Origin of the sequence: Paenibacillus sp. VTT E-133280, assembly GCF_002264385.1 — a bacterium.
GTDB lineage: Bacteria > Bacillota > Bacilli > Paenibacillales > Paenibacillaceae > Paenibacillus_AQ > Paenibacillus_AQ nitricinens.
Map to the genome: position 1 here is coordinate 1 of NZ_NFUX01000081.1, position 17384 is coordinate 17384.

General features: G+C 40.6%; 20 protein-coding genes. 1 reads left to right on the plus strand and 19 read right to left on the minus strand.

Going from position 1 to position 17384, the window contains the following annotated elements:
- Nucleotides 1–72: 72 nt before the first annotated feature.
- The 13 genes from CA600_RS26230 to CA600_RS26290 form a co-directional block, all read right to left on the minus strand.
- Complete coding sequence (locus CA600_RS26230; RefSeq protein ID WP_094874098.1) at nucleotides 73–1176, minus strand: PRK06851 family protein; 1104 nt, start codon at nucleotides 1174–1176, stop codon at nucleotides 73–75.
- Between the two features lie 95 nt (nucleotides 1177–1271).
- Nucleotides 1272–1727 carry an NUDIX hydrolase gene (locus tag CA600_RS26235; protein ID WP_094874099.1) on the minus strand — a complete coding sequence of 152 codons (456 nt, stop codon included), beginning with the start codon at nucleotides 1725–1727 and terminating at the stop codon, nucleotides 1272–1274.
- A gap of 144 nt (nucleotides 1728–1871) precedes the next feature.
- Entirely contained in the window at nucleotides 1872–2648 is a 777-nt protein-coding gene (locus CA600_RS26240; protein WP_094874100.1) for a (S)-benzoin forming benzil reductase, read from the minus strand.
- 153 nt (nucleotides 2649–2801) lie between these two features.
- Complete coding sequence (locus tag CA600_RS26245; RefSeq protein WP_256990021.1) at nucleotides 2802–3422, minus strand: thermonuclease family protein; 621 nt, start codon at nucleotides 3420–3422, stop codon at nucleotides 2802–2804.
- Nucleotides 3423–3592: 170 nt separating this feature from the next.
- A complete protein-coding gene (locus tag CA600_RS26250; protein WP_094874101.1) occupies nucleotides 3593–4771 on the minus strand; it encodes an MFS transporter in 1179 nt (392 codons plus the stop codon).
- An 83-nt stretch (nucleotides 4772–4854) separates the two neighbouring features.
- Nucleotides 4855–5166, minus strand: coding sequence for an ArsR/SmtB family transcription factor (locus CA600_RS31940; protein ID WP_094874126.1), 312 nt, complete (start codon nucleotides 5164–5166; stop codon nucleotides 4855–4857).
- Nucleotides 5167–5215: 49 nt separating this feature from the next.
- Nucleotides 5216–6169 carry a phospho-N-acetylmuramoyl-pentapeptide-transferase gene (gene mraY / locus CA600_RS26260; RefSeq protein WP_179281744.1) on the minus strand — a complete coding sequence of 318 codons (954 nt, stop codon included), beginning with the start codon at nucleotides 6167–6169 and terminating at the stop codon, nucleotides 5216–5218.
- A gap of 352 nt (nucleotides 6170–6521) precedes the next feature.
- A complete protein-coding gene (locus CA600_RS26265; protein ID WP_094874103.1) occupies nucleotides 6522–6986 on the minus strand; it encodes a GNAT family N-acetyltransferase in 465 nt (154 codons plus the stop codon).
- Nucleotides 6955–7407, minus strand: a complete 453-nt coding sequence (locus CA600_RS26270) for a GNAT family N-acetyltransferase (RefSeq protein ID WP_094874104.1) — start codon at nucleotides 7405–7407, stop codon at nucleotides 6955–6957. Before CA600_RS26270 ends, CA600_RS26265 begins: the two co-directional genes overlap by 32 nt.
- 123 nt (nucleotides 7408–7530) lie before the next feature.
- Nucleotides 7531–8274, minus strand: a complete 744-nt coding sequence (locus tag CA600_RS26275; RefSeq protein ID WP_179281745.1) for an ABC transporter permease — start codon at nucleotides 8272–8274, stop codon at nucleotides 7531–7533.
- A 48-nt stretch (nucleotides 8275–8322) separates the two neighbouring features.
- The gene (locus tag CA600_RS26280; protein WP_042193809.1) at nucleotides 8323–9072 is read right to left on the minus strand and encodes an ABC transporter permease; all 750 of its coding nucleotides are present in this window, start codon (nucleotides 9070–9072) and stop codon (nucleotides 8323–8325) included.
- A 124-nt stretch (nucleotides 9073–9196) separates the two neighbouring features.
- Complete coding sequence (locus CA600_RS26285; protein WP_094874107.1) at nucleotides 9197–10252, minus strand: ABC transporter ATP-binding protein; 1056 nt, start codon at nucleotides 10250–10252, stop codon at nucleotides 9197–9199.
- Nucleotides 10253–10330: 78 nt separating this feature from the next.
- Nucleotides 10331–11110, minus strand: a complete 780-nt coding sequence (locus CA600_RS26290) for a GTP cyclohydrolase II (RefSeq protein WP_094874108.1) — start codon at nucleotides 11108–11110, stop codon at nucleotides 10331–10333.
- Between the two features lie 194 nt (nucleotides 11111–11304).
- Here CA600_RS26290 and CA600_RS26295 point away from each other — a divergent pair, with 194 nt between their 5' ends.
- Complete coding sequence (locus tag CA600_RS26295) at nucleotides 11305–11631, plus strand: winged helix-turn-helix transcriptional regulator (RefSeq protein WP_094874109.1); 327 nt, start codon at nucleotides 11305–11307, stop codon at nucleotides 11629–11631.
- Nucleotides 11632–11722: 91 nt separating this feature from the next.
- Here CA600_RS26295 and CA600_RS26300 read toward each other — a convergent pair whose 3' ends face one another.
- From CA600_RS26300 to nagE, 6 genes are all read right to left on the minus strand, one after another.
- Nucleotides 11723–12607, minus strand: coding sequence for an ABC transporter permease subunit (locus tag CA600_RS26300; RefSeq protein ID WP_094874110.1), 885 nt, complete (start codon nucleotides 12605–12607; stop codon nucleotides 11723–11725).
- Nucleotides 12604–13566, minus strand: coding sequence for an ABC transporter ATP-binding protein (locus CA600_RS26305; protein WP_094874111.1), 963 nt, complete (start codon nucleotides 13564–13566; stop codon nucleotides 12604–12606). The genes CA600_RS26300 and CA600_RS26305 overlap by 4 nt, the downstream gene beginning before the upstream one ends.
- On the minus strand, nucleotides 13563–14684 hold the full coding sequence (locus tag CA600_RS26310; protein ID WP_094874112.1) for a hypothetical protein: 1122 nt from the start codon (nucleotides 14682–14684) through the stop codon (nucleotides 13563–13565). Before CA600_RS26310 ends, CA600_RS26305 begins: the two co-directional genes overlap by 4 nt.
- Nucleotides 14685–14737: 53 nt before the next feature.
- Nucleotides 14738–15256, minus strand: coding sequence for a sigma-70 family RNA polymerase sigma factor (locus tag CA600_RS26315; protein ID WP_094874113.1), 519 nt, complete (start codon nucleotides 15254–15256; stop codon nucleotides 14738–14740).
- 173 nt (nucleotides 15257–15429) lie between these two features.
- Complete coding sequence (locus CA600_RS26320) at nucleotides 15430–15747, minus strand: hypothetical protein (RefSeq protein WP_094874114.1); 318 nt, start codon at nucleotides 15745–15747, stop codon at nucleotides 15430–15432.
- Nucleotides 15748–15894: 147 nt separating this feature from the next.
- Nucleotides 15895–17352 carry an N-acetylglucosamine-specific PTS transporter subunit IIBC gene (gene nagE, locus CA600_RS26325; protein WP_094874115.1) on the minus strand — a complete coding sequence of 486 codons (1458 nt, stop codon included), beginning with the start codon at nucleotides 17350–17352 and terminating at the stop codon, nucleotides 15895–15897.
- Between the last annotated feature and the right edge of the window lie 32 nt (nucleotides 17353–17384).

Below are 17384 nucleotides of genomic sequence, written 5' to 3' on the forward strand. Positions count from 1 at the left end.
TTTTTTTGTATTGTATAATTTCCTAAACAACAAAAAAAGACCGCCCTCTAGAGAGCGATCTTAAATGTAGGTTTAAACCTCCAGTGGACTTTCAACAATCTCGTTGATTTCCTCTAAAATCTGCGATTTAATCTTGTCTACTTGATCAAAATCCACGGTTGAAGTATAGATTTGCTTTAACGCGACTAGGAATACTTTTGCGTCTGTAAGATGCTGTGTGGATTGTTTCATGGTGGTCGAATATCGCTCTTTAATGCCGGCTATAGCTTCGGAATATTCTTCATCTGTACCGGGCTGTATACAGCGGGAATACATATCGACGATCTCGTCGGTGGCCCGATCCGGGTAGTACTCATGCGGAGCCGTGCTATCAAAAATAGCAAATCCAAGCTCACGCACAATAATCATATCAAGGCTGTTTGGATCGAAGCCACAGTGGTAAATTTCAACATCGAAACCACGCTTGATGCCTTCAGCCGCTATTTTTTTGAGCAGTGTAGATTTTCCGGAGCCCGCACGTCCTTTAACCAGATATCTTTTTAGTCCTGAGGTTAGATTAGGAACAAAATCCACTGCCCCCTTAGGCGTCGCCGCACCTAAAAAACGATGATCTACTCGGCTAGCTGTTTCAGATCTCTGATCACCGAACAGAAGTTGAATATACTCCTGTGTCAGCTCGTCGGCTGCTTGAAAATCCATTTTCGCGATGTAAATCGCTTCCCATTCGTCATGTATGCGAAGAGCTTCAGCAAAGCCGGCATAAGCCAATTCATGTTCTTGTTTAATGGCTCCAACTAAATTATCGATTTCCAGCTTCTGCTGACACAACTGGAACTGATCAGCGGCCTGCTCCAAATCTACGAATACGATGGACTCTTCAGGCAATTCAGGGTTTATTACTCGCGGAGCTGTTCCATCCACAATTCCTATATTTAATTTGGGAATAATCACACCGTCAAATGAATCGTTATCTGATGCAGTGTGGATGAACCAAATCTCAAAACCTTGTTGATTCAACTGCTCTCCGATTTCTCTAATCAGTTTGGTCTGCCCCGTACCTGGGCCTCCTTTTAAAACATACAGACGCGTTAAACTTTGCAATGACGACTCATAGAGGCTGTAAAAGCCGTGAGCCGTATTCCCGCCAGCAAAGAAATTGAGGATTGTTCCGTTCATAATCGCACACCTTTCCGGGCTAATGTCATGGTTCATATTTCATCGTATTATGATTTGCTGGGAAAGGTGACACTTGGCGTAAGATGTTCAGTTATTTACTTGGCGATGTGATCGATAAATCTCATAATGACTGGAACATCAGGAGGTGATAACTCGCTAGGCAATTCTCCATAATTAAAAAAACGGACTTCTTGCACTTCAAATCCATCTTCTTTAAGCGCCCCATCAAATCCTGTACATAGGTAAGCGGCTACAACATTATATACTTCATCACCGTTTGGATATTTGTAATAAAGCTCTTGTCCAGAGAACATGTCAAACAATTCAAGCCCATTAGCATGTACACCTGTTTCCTCAAAAAGCTCCCTTTTAGCAACCTCTTCTAATGTCTCCCCTAACTCCATTGAGCCACCTGGTAATCCCCAGCAACCGTTATCCGTTCTACGTTGTAATAATAATTGTTGATTACTACATAATAAAACACAAGCTCCTGCCATAATAAGCGGTCTAGTACCAACTAGTTTTCTTAGCTCCATAATGTAATTACTCATTAAACAGCCCCCTCTCTCCTTAATGGCTTATATTTCTTTGTTCTTTTCCAGAAATTCATCTTTAGTAAGTACAAATCCGATTATCATGCCAATAATAATTGCTGTAATCTATATCTCGCAAAATACCCTCCGGAAAGTAGTTATTTATTCTGTTGATATACTTAAATGCTGTTGAAGTTTTGAATAATCATAAATATCCACAACTGCACCGTGTTCAAAATTAGGCTTAAACAAAAACTCAATGATTTGTTGTGCTGTTTCCTGTGCTGTTGTGAGCATCCCAGTATCCTTAACCACCTCAAATATCTCTGCTGATGGAAATTTTGATTTATCCTGGCTTCTAGCCTCTTTTTGCAGATTGGTATCAATCATTCCTGGCCAGATTGATACAATTCCAACTGGTGTTTTGGAGTGTTTCTGTTCTAGTCCCACACATTGTGAAAAAACATCTAGCCCAGCTTTTGATGCTGAATACAGACTCATGCCAGGATGATGATTCTTAGCAGAAGAGGATGATATATTTAAGATCCTTTTGTCGATTAAATGACCATTCGTATGCTTTATAAACATTGAGGTTAGTATAATGGGAGCTAATAAATTCACATTTATATTTCCCGTTATTTCATCAACCCTAGCTGAATCAATAAATGAGACAGGAGTAATCATTGAAGCGTTATTAATAAGGTAGATTCCCTCCGCTTTTGACACGTCAATAGAATTGAAAATACTCCCCATCAGAGACTCAATCAGATGAATGTGATTCAAATCAAATTCATAGTAGGTTATATTGCTACTTTTACTTACTAAACTCTCATTTCTTTCACGTGAGATACAAAACAGATAGTGATCAGAAGAGACTAGTTGTTCTGCTATTGACTCTCCAATTCCTCTTGAAGTTCCTGTAATAACGAAGTATTTCATATGAGTATTCCTCCTCGAATTGTAACCTGATACTAATACCAACTACTAGAGTATCACATCACTTTGTAAAATACATCCATTCGGTTCATTTTCTCCCTAATATAAAAAAAGCCACCTTATGGTAGCTCTATAAATGCTGATATTACTAAAGGTTTATTTCATTTTAGGAACATGAAACCCTTTATCTTGTGCGTAATTTTCAATACTCCAGATGCCGATTCCCTGCTCTCTTGCTTGATCCTGAATAGCTCTAAATTGATCTACGTATTTCGTATTAGGTGCAAATACATATGCCACACGTGCATAACCCTGCTCTAGCAGAAGCTCATTAAACATTTTGCCATCGATATAGAGATAACAGAGTAGACGACCATATTTATCTCGTTCTGATACATCTAGTTCAATTTGCACATCTTTATTTGTAAGCATCTTTTTGGCATAATCAGAGGCTTCTATCGAAAATGGCTGAGGCTCAGGGATATTCGGATTTACGGATTCTGGAGTATCGACTAGTAGTAAGCGCACCGTTTCTTTTTTACCGTCAATCGTCAGCTTCATGGTGTCACCATCAACTACCCGTGTTACCTTAGCATCTAATAAGCGTCTGGTGTCCTCTTGTGCATTCTTTGCGGTAGCATCAGATTTAGGCTTAGGACTAGTTGTTATAGATGGAACTGGATCTGAAGTAGACTGTTCGGCGATGGTGCAACCGGTAGCTATCCCTAGTATGAGGGTGATGGCTAAACAAATTTTTAATAGATACATTTTACTCATGGATAAACCTCTTTCTTATACATATGTAATAGCTTCATGGGGTCTAATTAAAATAAATCAAAATAGTGAAAAACACAAGTTTGTATTACTTAATATAGAAAACAACGACAGCTATGTACCAGAAAATAAGATACATGGCTGTCGCTGTTTTAATAAATTCATAATGTCCGTTAATCACCCATCTTAGCTTCTGCTACGTTTAATTTCGAAATTTTTATTTTAATAATGATCGTTAAGAACGCAAGCAGTGAGAACACAATCCCAACCCAGATGAGTTGATGTATTCCCGAATGAGAAATAAACCAACCGCCGATGGCAGTCCCTATAGTAATTCCAAGATTAGAAAAAGAGATAAACAAGCTATTACCAAATTCAGGAGCTTCTTTTGCCTCGGTCGTTAACCAGGCTTGACTGACAATGAGTCCGCCGGAATGCACTCCCCCCCAAATGATTATGATTATAATCATCGGAATGAAATAAGATCCTAGATAATAAACGAAGAGGTAAGTTACCGCATATAGCAGAGGAAACATGATGACGGTCTTTGGAATGCTTTTATGTAAAAGGCCCCCAAATAAAAAGTTCCCAAAAATCATGACTATACCAAAGACCATCAACATGATACTAATCCATGATCCATTCATATGTGTTACTTGACCAAGATACTCAGCGAAGTAGCTATATACAGAAAACATAGCTGCAAAGATAAAAATAACCGTTACAATATTTAACCATAATAGGGGTTTGCGTAGTATACCAAGCTGCTTGCCATAAGACATTTTTTCTTTAACGGGCATGGAAGGAAGCCAAGCGAGTATCCCTAAAAAGGCAATTACACTTACAACAGCACCAAACAGGAAAGCAACTTCTAATGATATTTTGTCCGCGAGATAAGAAGTCAAAGGCACACCAAAAGCAAACCCGACTGTGATTCCAGCGAAAACCTTTGTAACTGCTTTGGTGCTCTTTTCTGGAGGGACAAGTTGAGCAGCGGTCACAAGAGCAACTGAAAAAAAGACAGGATGAAAAATAGCAGGGATAATACGAAAAATCAGCATTACTTCAAACATAGTTGTATAAGCGTACACAACATTTGAAACTGCAAAAATAAGTACAGCCGTTAATAGAATAACTTTACGATTAATACCAGAAGCCAGTAATGTTAGAAATGGACCAGAAATGGCAACGACTAAAGCAAATATACTTACAAGCCATCCAGTCTGTGAAGTCGATATATTAAATTTTTGAGTTATTTGCGGAAGAACACCTATAATCCCCATTTCCGTAGTGATAATACCAAATACACCTAAAGCCAGAATAATGATGAGCAACGGGTTAATCTTTTTCATTTTTAAAATAATCCTCCATTTTATATTTACATATACAGATTTGTAGATATATATTATCAAAAAAAAGGCTTCCCTCCTCTCATTTATAGTTTCTGTTTAATATACTCGGAAAATTCCTGAATTGTCTTCTCGTTCCGACGATAGTACGTCCACTTCCCAATTCGCTCAGATTCCAACAAACCAGCTTTTTGCATAGTCAATAAATAGCTCGAGATAACAGACTGTGCTAGTCCCGCTTTAGCTTGAATATCTCCCACACATATACCAGTTCGAAAACTTAGGCCTTGTTGTAAATAAGGTTTCTCATCAAAGTATTCCTCCGGAGTTTTTAACCACATCATAATTTGACTACGTGTCTCGTTAGACAAAGCTTTAAATATCACTAAAGGTTCCATGCATTTCATTATATCTACTTTTATAGATTTGTAAATATAAAAGAGTTATTTAGTGCATGAGATATTTCCAAATTAACCAGCAAATCAGTACGGAAACCCACGAAATGAAACCGAATATCATCACGATTTTGTTTTCGCTCCATCCGTATTTTAAACTAAAATGGAAATGGATCGGAGCCATCCGGAACAGCCGCAGCTTCGTGCGTTTGTAGTACCAAACTTGCAAAATAACCGACACCTGCTCCGCAAAATAGACGAAAAACAAAATCGGAAGCAAAAGCTCGACCTTCTCAATGACAGCCAAAATAGAAAGGGAGCCACCGATCGCCAGTGATCCTGTATCGCCCATAAACGCTCTTGCCGGATAAATATTGTAAAGGAACAGCCCAAGCAAACAGCCGATCATGACAAGTGAAAATGTCTGCACTTCAGGTTTGTCCGAAATCATAAAAAAGAAAAAATACGTTGGAATGGCTACATTGATCAGTAGCCCATCAAGACCGTCCGTAAAATTGATGGCATTTGCGGAGCCCACCACAAACAGCAAAATGATTCCGACATAAAGGTACAAAGGCAATTGCAAATAGTGCCCTTGAAACAACGCAATATCGCTCGTCAGGCCGAATGAATGGAACAACACATACAAAATGGATCCAGTAAAAATAAATTGTAACACTAGCTTTGAGCGACCGGTGATGCCGGACGGATTTTGCCAAAAAGCCTTTTTGAAATCATCCAGAAATCCGACGGAGCTGAACAACAAAAACGTGACGCATAAGAGTAACATTAGAGGTCCGGGATGAAACTGTAACGAGATCGCTATTCCGATAAGCAGGACCAACCCTGCCATAAGCGGTGTACCACGTTTGGCCTGATGATCCGCTGGTAACTCGGAGCGAATTGGCTGCGTTAGCCTCAGCCTGTGCAGTGTCCAGATCAACAACGGCGTAAATATCGCCACTAGAAGAAAAGACAGGCCGGAAATAGCCAAAATTCCAAACATATAACAAACTCCCCCATTTTTGAAAAGCATTATTTTAACACTTCCACTCCATGTACTCTACTCTGGAACCTAACTCACACTCACAAAATTGTTTTGAGAGTGATTAAGATCGCTTGAATTATGTAAAGTTTTATCCCTCTCACTTGTATCTTTATTAAAATGATATATGTAAATAAAATTTTGATAAAGAGAAAGTATTCTATTTTTATTTCCTATTTTCGCTCGTCATTTAAGAAATACTTCCGATCAATAAATAAAGGACTGCCTATTCGGCAGCCCTTCATTTATTGATCATTCTTCACCTTCCAGGAATCAACATTGGTTATTAGAATAGAATGGTCCGATATCAAGCTTAAACTTTTATCATAACAATAAATTCAGTACTTCCCTTAGCGAATTCAGCTTCCCGGTTAAATCCTTTTTTTTCATACAATCGTATCGCTCTATCATTAAATTTTGCCACAGTCAGACGTTTCGAGCTTTTCCCGACCATTGAATCAATTTGGCTTAGAACAGCTGTGAACAATAGAGTCCCATTTCCCTGCCCTGTAAACTCTGGTCTCATCCCTAAGCCAATATCTATAAACCCCTGAGAATATGTATATGACTCATTTGGGACCTGTGCTGAGCTTCCTGTACAGAAGAACCCTACTAACTCTTTATTATCATCAAATACAGAAAAATATGAATCTGCAAGCATTTCACTTATGGCTTCAGGCGTTTGTTCATTGTTGTAAAAATCATACGGTTGTTCATATCTCCAGCTTAAAATATCCCTAGCAGCATCAGCATTCAGCTTTTCCATGTAAAGTTTCATTTCGCACTCTCCTTAATATACATAAAAACCGCTCAACACCAGGATACAGCTCTCCTATACTCTCCGCTTCAAATCCACATGACTTATAAAATCCAACGGCATCACAATCTGTCTCAGCTTGAAATGTGGTAAAAGACTTACTAGATAACAATTCATTAATCAACTTACGTCCAATCCCCTTACCTCTTGCGCCTTGTTTTACTGCCACATGAAGAATTACAGCGCTATTCTCTGCTGGGTTGATTTTAATTCCAATAACAGCAGATACTCTTTCACTAACATAATAGCCATACAATTTCCAATATTTGTTATATTCATATAACCGAATAACATTGTTCATCTTATCGACTGATGGTTTGTAAATACACTCTGAAAGCAATGAAATAATGTCGCTAGTAAACTCTTCAATCTGTCTTATCATTATACGGAAATAGCCTCCTTCCCAACGTTACCAACTCTATAATACTCTATCAAAAAAACCGCCCAGAAGTTTCTTCCGAACGGTTTCATATGCTATTGGTCAATCTATAAGCTCAAGCTTAACTCAAGAGCCCGCTCCCTTATATCTTCTAACGCCATAACTCCATGCTAACAGACCAATCCCAAGGAATATCGCACCTACAACAGGTGTCATCAGCGCAAGGTTTGTCATCTCATCACGCTGCAGGAAGAGCGCTGCCGGATAGACTCCGACGAATGCAAACGGAATGACCCACGTAAGCAGCACCTGAATGGCGCGATTGTAGATCGTTACCGGATAACGACCGTAGGTCTGAATGTTGTACATTAACGGAAGAATCCCTGTTGGAGCATCAGAATAGAATGATAAAGAAGTCAGTGTCGTATAAATCCCCGTATAAATGGCGACGGCACTTAACGTAAGAATGATCAGAGCCGGTATCGTCCACCATTCAAAGGGAAGACCCAGATTACTACCACTAATGGCCATAATAATAATACCTATGAATGAGCCCATTAGTGCTGGTGGATCAACATTTTCCAAAAAGATCTGGAACAGATTATGCGCCGGACGTGTCAAAATACGGTCCATCTCACCTTTGACGATGTAACGCTCACTGAATCCCCATAGATTCACAAAACAACTAAACACCCCAAAAGGCACCATAAAGAACCCATAAACGAACACTACTTCGTTCTGATTCCAGCCGCCAAGGCTATCCGTATGCATGAAGATTACTAGTATAAAGATAAAGTTTGTAGCCTGAAAGAGCAAATCTGATATGACCTCTACCCAAAAATCGGCGCGATAGGTGAGCCGGGACTTCATATAGTTTTTAATGTATTCAATTAATAATCCAAGGTAATACACGTTTCCTCAACCTCCCTGCACGAAGAGACGCTGCCGCGCCGCATGATATAACCAGACAATTGGAATCAGTAAGGCCAGGAACCAAACGATCTGTATCCCCAGTACATTCCAAATCCCAACCCCTTGCACCCGTCCTGTAAATACAGAACCCGGCAAGTAAGTAATCGCCTGAAACGGCAGCACCTTAAGTATAGAAGATAGCCAGTCAGGAAACAGACTGATCGGCACGATCAGACCAGAGAACAGATCAACAATTACCCGCTTCATACGCATCATGCCCTCATTATTCTCAACAAAGAAAGCTGAGAGCCCAGTAATAATATTGATCTGTGAATTAATCAAAAAGCTGAAAAAGAGCATTACAAGAAACCCCGCCCAAGCAGATGGTGCTGTCGGTAATTGAACCGGGAACAACAACATCGCTATAGCCATACCCGGAATCATAAACAAGAGAAAGCGGAACATTCCCTCACCGAGTCCTTGCATCATTTTGACTAAGACATAGTTATAAGGCCTTATAAACTGGATAGCGATACTTCCGTCTCGTATATCCGTAGAGATCTCACGATCTAGATTATTAAAATAAAACGCACGAGCCATCCAAGAAACAGCGACATAAGACGTCATTTGCGTTGCGGTAAAGCCACCAAGTGAATCCCCATTACCATAGATGGCCATCCACGTGAAATAGTTAACTCCGATATTCAGTGAATAGATCAGAATACCTGAGTAGTAGTTAATCCGATAAGCAAGCATGGTAAGGAACCGGATTCGTATAAAATCTAAGTACGCCCCAAATAGTAATCTACGACTATTCTCTGGAGGACCACCTGAAGAACCTCCTGAGGACGAAGACATAGCTGTTGCAGCATTAAGCTTATCAGACATGTAAAGCCTCTCTTTCATCCTTCAGAGCGGCAGCTTGTTTCTCTGGTTTATCCGCAGACCCGGATTGATAAATACTGCGAACAATATCGTCCGTATTCGTCTCAATGATTTTGATATCAGTAATGTCGGCTTTCCCTACTACCCGTCCCAAAACATCAGATACATTTATATCCAGCGGTATCCAAACCGATGCTCCAAGATCGTTGTCTGAAGACCAAGTAACTGGCATCCCATCAGTCCAAAGCTCAAGCAATTGCAATTTCGTTGCATTTCCGAATTGAAATTGAACTTCACGTCCGGTTCCCCAGCGCTGTTTCAGATCTTCTAGGCCGCCGTCATAAATAATCCGACCATCGTCAAGCATGATCACCCGCGAGCAAAGGGCTTCAATATCTTGCAGATCATGTGTAGTCAACAGTATGGTTGTTCCATGCTCACGGTTCATATCTTTAAGGAATTCACGGATCTCTGACTTCACCATAATATCTAAACCAATGGTTGGCTCGTCCAGAAATACAATCGAAGGGTTATGAAGTAATGCTGCGACTAATTCACAACGCATCCGCTGACCGAGACTGAGCTTGCGAACAGGACGATTCAGTAGTTCTTGCAATTGCAATCGTTCGACCAATTCATCCAGCCGTTTCTTGAAGTCTTGTTCAGATACCCGGTATACCTTGCGCAGCAGCTGGAAGGATTCAATGACCCCAATGTCCCACCACAGCTGGCTGCGTTGCCCGAACACCACACCGATATTCTTCACGAATTTCTCGCGCTCCAAATAAGGAACATAACCGCCCACCGTAAGATTTCCAGAAGTGGGTACGAGAATACCCGTGAGCATTTTGATCGTGGTTGATTTCCCAGCACCGTTCTCACCGATATAACCACAAATCTCACCTTCGGGAATGGAAAAGGAAATATCCTTCACAGCCGTTACTTCCGTATACTCCCTTTTAAACAAATCAGCGAAGGCCCCTTTGAGACCTTCGCGGTTTTTTTGTACTTTGAATGTTTTGCGTAAGTCTTGTACTTGAATAGCAGTCATATTGTACCTCACTAAGCTTAAAGTTGGGTTCCAGTAACCCATTATAATCGAAGGAGTGCAAAAGCACTACCTCAATTTTTACTTAGCCAGTCTTCCTACAATTGGATTCGCTTCTTTCACTGCCTCTAAATGTCCTGAACGAGCCACTTTGGTGCGTAAGTATTTCTCGTTAAAAGAAGATACATCTCCCCACAGCGCTACTCTTTTCACTGCATTCATACCTGCAGTCTTGAGAGCTTCCAGTTTCTTCGGATTGTTCGTAATTAACGTGACTGGTTTATGACGCAGATGCTGTAGAACGCTAATCGCTTCTTCATAATTTCTTGAATCATCAGAAAAACCCAGCTCTAAATTAGCCTCAACTGTATCGTATCCTTCTTCTTGTAAAAGATACGCTAAAGATTTGCTAAACAATCCAATGCCTCTGCCTTCATGGTTAGCAAGATAGAATAACGCACCTGAACCATGTTCGACGATCATTTTCATGGACTGATGCAGTTGGAAGCCACAATCACAACGTTTGCTGCCAAAAATATCGCCGGTATGACAAATGCTATGCATCCGTATCAAAGCTTCATCTGAAGCTTCGAAATCACCATATACTAAAACACTGGATTGCTGACCATCTGCGAGGCTCATGGAAGGTAACTTTGAAATCAAAGCAGCTGTTGCTTCACTATTATCACCAAGAAGCTCTGCATCCGTAGTGTTCAGCCAGTTGTACCATTTAAAAGTAACAGTCTCTCCGTCTAAATTCACGGGTAAAGTAATCGGTCCAACCAATATATTTGTACTGTTTTCTAAAGGAATTCGAGTAATTTTATTTTGTAGGATAGAAATAATATCTGGTTTTGTCATGTGTGACACCTTCCTCAATGTTCATCTAGTATAGTTTCAGCTATACATAAAGATTAAATATTAGTTAAAATATAAGTAACTATTTGTAAGTAAGTTTATCATTGTAATATAACTTCGTCAAGTTATAATATATCTTTAAATATTTATAATTACTTTATGTAAGTTTATGATATAATGAATGTCGAGGTGATATTATGAATGATTTCAACATGTGTCCTCGCTTTGAAAAAGCGGTAGACTTGCTAAGTAAACGTTGGGTCGCGCTGATCGTTTTCGTGCTTATGCCTGGCCCTCGTCGTTTTGGCGAAATTGAAAGCTGTCTGTCCAATTTAAGTGGTAAAGTGCTATCCGACCGATTAAAAGAAATGGAAATCGAGGGTATTATTGAGCGAACCGTATATCCAGAAATGCCAGTACGCATTGAGTACTCCCTTACTCCAAAAGGTACCGCGTTGGCTCCTATACTTGGTGAAATTGGAAATTGGTCTACGGATTGGATTGAGCTTAGTGTTAAAAATTAATCCGACTTATACTAACTTGAAGAGCCCTTTTTGTTCCGAAAATCCGGCAACAAAAAGGGCATTTTAAGTTTTTCGATATATTGTTAAACTGCTATAGATCCTTCCGTTGAAATCGATACAATCCAATTAAGAAGGCCAACAGTGTATAGAAAATCGCATAGACGATAAATGTATTAGATGGGACTGAGGTCAAGTTATCTAATCCAAATAGACTATTGGAAGCATTAAACATCCCGTTCATTTCGTTAATACTAAACAGTTCAGCAGTCATTCTGCGCTGTAACCCGTCTACAGGCATAAGTAAGGACATTATCCCCGTCATATTATTTAGAGTGCTAAGTGCTTCGGGCTCAGATAATAAAGAACTACTTACCTTGTCAATCATTCCTCCAAGCCATCCTGCTCCATAAAGCATCGTCATAAAGACTCCATTCCCAAGGGCTGAGAAGAATCCTGAACCCAGCATAGAAACAGTTATTAGCAACGGTACAATGGAAGAAAAAAGCAAAAATGATTTGAATAACGCTAATCCATCTCTTGGAATTGCGGCATGGGCTTGCGTAATTAGCAATATAGAAATAAATAAAATCAGCGCATAACCTATTCCCAGTGTTACATAACCAAGCCAGCGGCCTGCATACCATTTCCAGCGCGGAATGGCTCTTGGAAGCAAGGCTTGCATCACTCCCTGCTCTGCCTCACCGGATATGGCGGAAAATGAACTAAAAATAGCTAAAAAAGCAATTACAAAAGCTCCGAAGAAAAATCCAAACGATAAAATAAATAAACCATTTGTAAAACGAATAAGAAGTTCTTCTCCGCTAGGAAAATTAGAACCGTGAGACATAGAACTTTGCCCGATCGTACCCGCAATAAACCAGAACCCAATAAGAAAAACCACGGTCATAAGTAATGTCAGCACCATTACTCTTTTGCGCATCAGCTCTTTCCAGGTCATACCCATTATAATTCTCATTCGTGTTCACCTCTGTGGCTTAGTCCTGATACAGCATTCATAAACCACTCTTCTAGACGTTCTTGCTGATGTGAAACTTCATATAAGGTCATCCCTTGTTCTATAATCAGTGTATTCAGCCAACCCACCTGCTCTTCACTTTCCAGCTCCGCTTCCAACCAAACCCTGCTACTATCTATGGATTCTTCGGTATGGGAAGACACCCGGATCTGCAAGCCTGTCTGATCTTTTAGCCACGACAATAAAATAGGCGCATAGCCGCCTACTTTAAATCGCCAGCTCATACGCTTGTTTAACACCTCGGACACTTTACCATGCCGGAGAATAACTCCGTTATTCAGTAGCGCCATTCGGTCGCAAAGCACTTCAACATCCTCTAACAAATGAGAGTTTAGAAATATCGTAACCCCTTTTTCTTTTAGAGTCTGTAATATACGCCGGACTTCCTGACGTCCGATTGGATCTAGAGCCGATGATGGCTCATCCAAAAACACGATAGCCGGCTCATTAACAAGTGCACAAGCTAATCCCAGTCTTTGCTGCATTCCTTTAGAGTAATGCTTCACTCGGTCACGTCCACGCTTACCAATTCCAACCTCATCAAGAAGTAGTGGAATTCTCTTATCTGCTACAGACCGCTGCATTCCGCATAGTCTTGCATGCAGCCTTACAACCTCCTCACCCGTCAGCCATTCCTGATAACGATACAATTCGGGTAAATAACCGATTAGCGATTTCGCTTCTAGCGAACCAATCTTATGCCCGAACAATGTTCCACTGCCACTTGATGGATGAATAAGACCTACAAGCATTTTTACAAAGGTGCTTTTACCTGCACCGTTAGGGCCGAGGAAGCCAAAGGCTTCCCCTTTCCCTACAGTAATACTTACATCTCGACAACCGCGCCCGTTATCATATTCTTTAGTTAGAGACTTGGCTTCAATTGCTGCAGTACTCACGATTCAATCAGCTCCTGAACTTTGGTCATAAGCTTCTCTTTACTCGAATAGAGCTCACCTGACAAATTAAATAGCTGTCCATCCTGAATCCATGTAGCTTGATATACAGGACCGCGGCTGTATTCATAATTGTCAACAATAACTAAAATGTCACCCACAGTTATTTGCTCCGTATTTTCACCAGCAATTAACGGCATTGGGATTTCTCCGGATAAGACCCTGCTTTGCATTAAGCTAGTCTTCAAGTAATCTGGCAGCAGTGGGAAATTCATTACAGCTTCCAAAGCCTCTTCCACTTTAATAGAAGGATCAACGTTTAGTACAGGCGCATTCATCTGCGACAGACTCGCCCAATGTGTTTCGTCAGATGAGAGATTATAATTCACAGTTTCCGGAATATGAAGTGTAATAGGTTTACCGTCAATCGATTCAGGCAGCAGATGATCTGCTCCAATTTTTTTCAGGGCTTTGTTCACTTCGTCAACTTTCAGATTAAGCGTGATATCTTGTGAAGCACCCACCGAAACTGTATTGTGTCCTTCCACTAAAGCAGTCTTTTTCGCTGGATATCCAAGGGTGGACTTCAGTTGATCTGCAGGCAACTCACCAATGTAAGCCCCGCTAGCGTTTGTAAACTCACCGAATTGATTAATGGATCGATTAAGTTCACCGTCTTCAGCCACCTGTGTGAAAATATTACGCAGATCACTCTCATGAACAACCGTGACCTGTTCCATCCGGAACTGATTCAGAATAGATGCCATTGCTGTATTGCCTATTGGGGTCGCAAGTATGACTGCAAAAACAGCTACACTTGCAGCTACAACTCCTAGCTTCCGACGACGGTTCATACGCAGTCGGCGCGGACGTTGTACATTCTTATCATGAGTAGTTACAAGGATGTCCTGTACTACTGTTGGTGTTGACTCTGATTGAAGATTCTCGACATTTGCTGGCTGACTTAAGTTAACAGAATCCTCAGTTTGAGCTTCACTAATTTGACTCCATTTTGCCCATTGAGGATTATAAGGTTCATTTTCTAACTTACTCTGTAGCTTGAGCCAGGCTTCGTCTGTACTTTGCTTATCTTTATCTTGCTTTCCTGAATTGTTATTCATTATTGTACCTCCTGATTTTAAAGATTACTTCGTAACTTCTCCTCAAAAGAAGCCTACTTCGTCTGGGGTATCGCCTTCGTTGCATTTTGTCTTAGTTTCTCTGTCGCTCGGTGGAGCAGGGTCCCTACTACTGGAGGTCTTACTCCAAGCTCTCCCGCGATTTCCACATAACTGTACCCCGAGTAGCGAAGTAGAAGTGCTTGTCTGTCTCTTTCAGGCAATTCATTCAGCCAGGCGTGTACATCTTCCTGATCTAGCTTACTGATTATGACATCTTCACCTGAAGGGGGAGATTCACTAGCATCATAAAGCTGCTCTTGTTTATTCTGCAGTCGCCGTTCCCTTGCTTTTTTGTCCAAATAATCATATCCAATACGAGTAAGGACTCTATGAAGCCAGGCTCCCAGTGCTGCTGGATCATCTGGTGGATTTCGGTACAATCTCAGAAAAACTTCTTGAGCTAAATCATCAGCCGCCGATTCATCACATACCAAAGCGGCAAGCTTACGGCGGACAATAGGGTGATGTTCATAAAATATTGTTTTAAAAATTTCAGATTCCGGAATTTCCATCGTGTAAATCCTCCTTATCAGCTGCAGCTATAAGTAAGACGACTGTCAGTACATTTTTGTATCAGAATTCTTCATAATTATCATAACCCATCATAATACATACAAAAAGACAGCCCCTAATTAATAAGGTAACTGTCTTCATTATTTCTCTTACAACTCTATTTTGATCCCAATTATCGAATTCGAATATACCGATTAAGAATCTTCTTGGATAAAATACTCCGCTCCAGCTTAAGCTCTAGAAGCTGTTCTTTCCAATGTAACACTTCATCTGATTCTTCATTCTTACGCAGCTTCTCAAACAACTTCATGATCAATATGTTAACGGAATCAAACTGTGACCATAATTCTATCACACTTTCTTCTTGAACCTGAGGTTCTTCCGCTACTGTGTTAAGATTCTTTAAACTCTCTATGATGTCAGCCTGCCACTGTCCATCGTTAATTGCTTTGGCATAATTTAAAAGGTCCAGATAATCGTCGACTGACATATGTACCGACTCCTTTGTAAGGTTATACCAAGTATTATACTAGGTATTGTGTATATTGCAACACTTTATCCCCCTGATAATACAAAAAAGCAAGGGCTAGTATGCGGACTAGCCCTTACTAATTAAATTTAAACGGAGTACGTTAAGTTATAGTAACTTCTCGATTTCCTCTTTGTATTGCTCCGATTTCGGACCAAATACGATTTGCACAGCACCTTGACCAAGTCTCATCACACCAGAAGCTCCAAGTTGTTTCAGTGCAGAATCTTTAACAGCTTTTTCGTCTTTAACGATCAGTCGTAGGCGTGTAATACAAGCATCGATATTTTCGATGTTTGAAGGTCCTCCGATGTGCTCAAGAATTTGAGCAGCCTTGGAAGAAGCAGCTGAACCCGTTGCGTTACCTCCAGTTGGTGCTACAAGCGCATCATCATCATCATCCTCACGTCCAGGTGTCTTAAGCTTGAACTTCGTGATGATAAAGCGGAATAACACGTAGTACAGAACGAAGAAGCACAGACCTACAGGGATAAGAATCCATGCATTGGTGGATAGTTTCATGTTCACCAGGTAGTCAATCAAACCAGCAGAGAAGCTGAAACCAAGCTTAACATCTAGAATATACATTAAGGCCATTGAGAAACCAGTTAGTAAAGCATGCACTACGTACAAAACTGGTGCCAAGAACATAAAGGAGAACTCAAGTGGTTCTGTGATCCCTGTTAAGAAAGAAGCAATGGCAGAACCGACGAAGATGGAAGCAACCATTTTACGTTTTTCGGGTTTAGCTGTATGAATAAATGCAAGCGCTGCCCCTGGAAGCGCAAACATCATGATTGGGAAGAAGCCAGTCATAAACATCCCAGCTGTCTTATCTCCAGCGAAGAAGCGATACAAATCACCATGTACCAATTCACCCGCTGCATTTGTAAAGTCACCAATTTGGAACCAAGCAATAGAATTAAGCACGTGGTGAAGTCCAATCGGAATCAATAAGCGGTTAGCTGTACCAAAGAAGAACGCTCCTACTGCTCCCAAAGATACAACCCAGTTACCGAAATCACTAATTACATCTTGTATAGGGCTCCAGACCATCCCTACTAATACTGCAAGGACCATTGTGGAAGCTGCTGTAATGATTGGAACAAAACGTTTACCAGCAAAGAAACCAAGCCAATCTGGCATTTTAATATTATGATATCTCTTATATAGGAATGCTGCCCAGCCACCAGCAAATATACCTCCAAGCACACCCATATTCAATACTACATCATCATTGATGAAGGAAAATTGAAGGGGTACGACAGCTAGTATCTTAGTCAGAACCATATATGCAATTACTGCTGACAAAGCTGCTACGGCGTCCTTGGCAAATCCAATGGCGACCCCTACCGCGAAGATCAAAGCAAGGTTTCCGAAGATAGCACCCGCACCGGCGTTTAGAAATGGAACAAAATATTGATTCAAGAATCCCCCGACAGTTGATCCTAGATGCAAATCTTTTTCATAATCAAGCAATCCAATTCCTTGAAGAATACCTGCCGCAGGCAAAGTTGCTACCGGAAGCATAAGCGACTTACCTAATTTTTGTAGAAAAGCCAACATAACAATATCATCCTTTCGATTCAATAGTAGTA

What these genes read in the sequence shown, in the direction of transcription:
- CA600_RS26310 (WP_094874112.1), bottom strand. Translation starts at nt 14,684, where the DNA reads ATGAATAACAATTCAGGAAAGCAAGATAAAGATAAGCAAAGTACAGAC.
- CA600_RS26285 (WP_094874107.1), bottom strand. Translation starts at nt 10,252, where the DNA reads ATGACTGCTATTCAAGTACAAGACTTACGCAAAACATTCAAAGTACAA.
- CA600_RS31940 (WP_094874126.1), bottom strand. Translation starts at nt 5,166, where the DNA reads ATGGAACCTTTAGTGATATTTAAAGCTTTGTCTAACGAGACACGTAGT.
- CA600_RS26275 (WP_179281745.1), bottom strand. Translation starts at nt 8,274, where the DNA reads ATGAAGTCCCGGCTCACCTATCGCGCCGATTTTTGGGTAGAGGTCATA.
- CA600_RS26270 (WP_094874104.1), bottom strand. Translation starts at nt 7,407, where the DNA reads ATGATAAGACAGATTGAAGAGTTTACTAGCGACATTATTTCATTGCTT.
- CA600_RS26295 (WP_094874109.1), top strand. Translation starts at nt 11,305, where the DNA reads ATGAATGATTTCAACATGTGTCCTCGCTTTGAAAAAGCGGTAGACTTG.
- CA600_RS26265 (WP_094874103.1), bottom strand. Translation starts at nt 6,986, where the DNA reads ATGAAACTTTACATGGAAAAGCTGAATGCTGATGCTGCTAGGGATATT.
- CA600_RS26290 (WP_094874108.1), bottom strand. Translation starts at nt 11,110, where the DNA reads ATGACAAAACCAGATATTATTTCTATCCTACAAAATAAAATTACTCGA.
- CA600_RS26235 (WP_094874099.1), bottom strand. Translation starts at nt 1,727, where the DNA reads ATGAGTAATTACATTATGGAGCTAAGAAAACTAGTTGGTACTAGACCG.
- CA600_RS26240 (WP_094874100.1), bottom strand. Translation starts at nt 2,648, where the DNA reads ATGAAATACTTCGTTATTACAGGAACTTCAAGAGGAATTGGAGAGTCA.
- CA600_RS26250 (WP_094874101.1), bottom strand. Translation starts at nt 4,771, where the DNA reads ATGAAAAAGATTAACCCGTTGCTCATCATTATTCTGGCTTTAGGTGTA.
- CA600_RS26300 (WP_094874110.1), bottom strand. Translation starts at nt 12,607, where the DNA reads ATGAGAATTATAATGGGTATGACCTGGAAAGAGCTGATGCGCAAAAGA.
- CA600_RS26315 (WP_094874113.1), bottom strand. Translation starts at nt 15,256, where the DNA reads ATGGAAATTCCGGAATCTGAAATTTTTAAAACAATATTTTATGAACAT.
- mraY (WP_179281744.1), bottom strand. Translation starts at nt 6,169, where the DNA reads ATGTTTGGAATTTTGGCTATTTCCGGCCTGTCTTTTCTTCTAGTGGCG.
- nagE (WP_094874115.1), bottom strand. Translation starts at nt 17,352, where the DNA reads ATGTTGGCTTTTCTACAAAAATTAGGTAAGTCGCTTATGCTTCCGGTA.
- CA600_RS26245 (WP_256990021.1), bottom strand. Translation starts at nt 3,422, where the DNA reads ATGAGTAAAATGTATCTATTAAAAATTTGTTTAGCCATCACCCTCATA.
- CA600_RS26320 (WP_094874114.1), bottom strand. Translation starts at nt 15,747, where the DNA reads ATGTCAGTCGACGATTATCTGGACCTTTTAAATTATGCCAAAGCAATT.
- CA600_RS26230 (WP_094874098.1), bottom strand. Translation starts at nt 1,176, where the DNA reads ATGAACGGAACAATCCTCAATTTCTTTGCTGGCGGGAATACGGCTCAC.
- CA600_RS26280 (WP_042193809.1), bottom strand. Translation starts at nt 9,072, where the DNA reads ATGCTTGCTTATCGGATTAACTACTACTCAGGTATTCTGATCTATTCA.